Source organism: Azospira sp. I13 (assembly GCF_003112695.1).
Classification (GTDB): domain Bacteria; phylum Pseudomonadota; class Gammaproteobacteria; order Burkholderiales; family Rhodocyclaceae; genus Azospira.
The window spans coordinates 1-3,294 of sequence record NZ_BFBP01000018.1 but is presented as its reverse complement, the minus strand read 5'-3'; the positions used below and the strand labels follow the sequence as shown (position 1 = coordinate 3,294).

The window sequence follows — 3,294 nt, the reverse complement described above, 5'->3', positions numbered from 1 at the left end:
TTGCTATGCTCGCCTCCGGTATTTGTTTTCTTGGAATGGCCATGCCCGAAACCTGGGTTGATGCGTAGCCACACCGGGTGCCCGGGGTTGACCGCACCCAATTGGTCCAGCATGTCCATGGAGCCGCAGTTCACTGGAATATGGAGTTCCACCACGCGCGCAAGCGTAGCGCGGTCCAGCAGATCGGCCGTGAACACGATGTCTGCGTGCCCGTTGTGCAAGCCCGGCGTAAAACCACTAGCCAACGCGCGTTCGATTTCACCCAAAGACACCGAGTCCACCACTGCGCCCTGTCGCCTCAGAAGGCGAAGGATGTGTGTATTGGAGTTGGCTTTCTGAGCGAAGCGCACGACGTCAAACAACCGCAGAGCGGCAATCTGGCGTGTAATGGTGTCGGCATCATAGATCCACAGCGGGGTACCGAACTGCTGGGCCAAAGGAGCGATGGTAGCGGGAGTAAAAGGGTTCATGGGTGGATGATCCCGTCCATAGTTAATTCAATCAATGCTATTCTTGTTACGCACCTATTCAATATTGATATGAATTTAACTCATCGCCAGCTGACGATGTTTCGCGCCATCATGCTGCACGGCAACCTGGGGCGTGCCGCTGACGCGTGCGCGTCAAGCCAGCCCACTTTGAGTCGCGAGCTGGGTCGTCTGGAGCAGTTACTGGGGTTTAACCTTTTTGACCGGGTGCGTGGCCGATTACGACCTACCGTGCGGGCACTTGCGCTGATGCAGGAAGTAGAACGCTCGTTTATAGGTTTGGAACAGATCGCAGCGCGCGCCAGCGAATTGCGCACGCAAGCGACAGGTCGCTTGCGCATAGCGTGTCTGCCGGCATTGGCCCATGCCTTGGTACCCCGCGCACTGGTATATCTCTCACATGCACATCCTGAACTAGGAGTCAGCGTGCATCCCTTAGAGTCGCCCTGGCTGGAGCAAGCCATGAGTGAACAGCGTTTTGACCTGGGACTGAGTGAAATCCAAGAGGCACCTGCTGGAGTTGCCTTGCAGCCCTTACTGAAAGTCAATGAAGTCGCTGTTTTGCCACGTGATCACAGCCTGTGCCGCAAGGCGCGACTGCAACCACGCGACTTTACAGGCGAGCGCTTCATCAGTCTCGCGGTTGGCGACCCGTATCGAACCGCCATTGATGCGATGTTCGACGACGCTAAAGTACATCGCGCAACCCCGCTTGAGACCACGAGCGCAGTGGCCGTCTGCGCCATGGTGCGTCAGGGCCTGGGTGTTGCCATCGTAAACCCGCTCACCGCACTGGAACTCAGTGGACCGGACCTAGTAGTGCGGCCGCTTACCGTTGCCATCGCTTACCAGGTGAATATGCTTCTTCCGGAAATCGCAGCTCCGCACCCCCTGCAAGGCGTTCTCGCAGACACCGTGCGCAAAGCCTGCGCCGCCTTGAACTACCATCACTCTCTATGAGCCCCAAGGGCATATCCCGGATTTTGTGTAAAGCTGCCATCGGCGGCTCTTCCACCAGATGGCGGCTTTGGCCGAGAAGCCCGAATTGACCATCCGGCAGGTTTCGGAGTGGAGCGGGCCTCTGAGGTCGGCTATAGCGAATAGGTGTCCGGCCGCTTTGTGCCCTGAGATGGTCGTCAAGTGTTTTTTTCAGGTTGCGAGCGATGCAAGCAGAGGTGACCCTCGGCGCTTCAGGGCGTTTAGGTAGGCCGATTCGTCGTAGGGTGTGTGAGTTAGCCAACACCGGTACAGGATTCTGACCCATTTGAAGGCCAAGGATCGGATAGCGGCCTGATGGGCACAACCTCTTGCCCGTTGCTGGCGATAGTAGGCCTTGGCCCAGAACGAGCGTGGAATCGTCAAGGCGGCCCATTCGACAAAGGTCTGACGCAGGAAAGTGGGACATTGCATTCGCCAGTGTACCCAGTGCTGCTTGCCGCTGCTCTCGGTCACCGGAGCTATGCCCGCATACATCTGGAGCTCGGCGGCACTGGCGTATCGATCACGCTGCTCACCAAAGGCAACGAGCAAGCGCGGCGCCAACGTGGGACCTGCGCCTGGCAATGCATGAAATAGTTCGTAGTCCGGTAGTGTCGGCGCCAAGCAGGCGATCGCGGCATCAAAACGCTCGATGCTCTTCAAGGTGGCTCGCAATTGCTCCACCAGGCCTTCAACCAAGAGTTGTTTCGGCCGGATGATGGCAGGATCTTCAGTAAGTGGAGCGGCATTCCTGACCGCCGCCAGCCGCTCTTCAATCAGTTTAGGGTGATGGCAATTGTGAGCTCGAAAGAAGGCCTCCAGGGTTGCTCTGCGGGCCTGGTGCAACTGTTTGTAGGTTGGCCAGCGAGTCAGAAAATCGCAGAACAGGATCGTCCCTTTGTCCTCGAACCAATCATGGGCCAGCGGGTAGTAATGCTTCAGATTGCTGATCAGGCGATTGATGATGCGCCTTTGATCATCGACGACCTGGCGCCGCTCTTCTAGCAGCATGGCTAATTCACGGACAGCAGGGCTTTGCGGCTGCAAAGCCTTTAACTTGTCACGGTGGCCTAGAAGAATCTCAAGGGCGATTTGCGCATCGGTGGGATCGGCCTTGGCCCGACTGGGCTTGAAGGCCTGACGGTATTTCGCGAGCGTAGCTGGATTGATTGGAAACAGAACAATGAAGTCATACTTCTGGAGCGCATAGACCAAGGCGCCGCGAGATGTTTCTATGCAGACTGCCACCCGGTTACCGTGGAAACGTCGTCTTAGCGAGCCTGCCCATTCGTCGATCTCTTTGGGACGATGCGGTAGAACAGAAAATTCACGCTGACTGCTCTCGGCGGCCTGCAAGCAAATGTCGTGTTTCGTGTCCGCCCAATCGATGCCGATAAAAGCGGCGAATTCCTGTTCAGATTGCCCGGTCGTGTGCGTCTTCATGGCTGACCTCCGAAGTGCTAAGGTAAGCGTACGGGATGTGCCTGCTTGAGCGCTGCGAAGGCAATATAGAGAGCCGGTGCAACGGCAAGCCCTGAGTATTCGTTGTCGCGCTCAAGCGCACCTGCGAATTCGAAATCAAAGCGGTGAACATCGGATGTTTTGGCCGAGTAATTCGTAATCCGCAGGTGCATATCCCGTTTTCACCAGCAGCTACCTGCTGGCTGTGACCAGTATCACGGAAAACAGGATGGACTAACTATAATGGCCGACAGCAGAAGGAAGGTCAAAACCACCCAACCAGAACGATGCGTCAACCACCCCATGTGGGTCAATTTTATGTTGATGGGTGTTGTCTTAGCGGGTCAGTTTTAGGTTGTTGTTGACA

Annotated in this window: 2 protein-coding genes and 1 pseudogene; 1 reads left to right on the top strand and 2 read right to left on the bottom strand. The window is 56.4% G+C overall.

Features of this window, described 5'->3' with window-relative positions:
• Nucleotides 1-470, bottom strand: a pseudogene (locus AZSI13_RS14980) (diaminopimelate decarboxylase); the annotation flags it as partial.
• Nucleotides 471-476: 6 nt separating this feature from the next.
• Between AZSI13_RS14980 and AZSI13_RS14975 the strand changes: the two are divergent.
• Complete coding sequence (locus AZSI13_RS14975; RefSeq protein ID WP_234086313.1) at nt 477-1,448, top strand: LysR family transcriptional regulator; 972 nt, start codon at nt 477-479, stop codon at nt 1,446-1,448.
• A gap of 189 nt (nt 1,449-1,637) precedes the next feature.
• Here the strand turns inward: AZSI13_RS14975 and AZSI13_RS14970 are convergent, their stop codons facing one another.
• Nucleotides 1,638-2,909, bottom strand: a complete 1,272-nt coding sequence (locus AZSI13_RS14970) for an IS110 family transposase (protein WP_109042003.1) — start codon at nt 2,907-2,909, stop codon at nt 1,638-1,640.
• Between the last annotated feature and the right edge of the window lie 385 nt (nt 2,910-3,294).

What these genes read in the sequence shown, in the direction of transcription:
- AZSI13_RS14970 (WP_109042003.1), bottom strand. Translation starts at nt 2,909, where the DNA reads ATGAAGACGCACACGACCGGGCAATCTGAACAGGAATTCGCCGCTTTT.
- AZSI13_RS14975 (WP_234086313.1), top strand. Translation starts at nt 477, where the DNA reads ATGATCCCGTCCATAGTTAATTCAATCAATGCTATTCTTGTTACGCAC.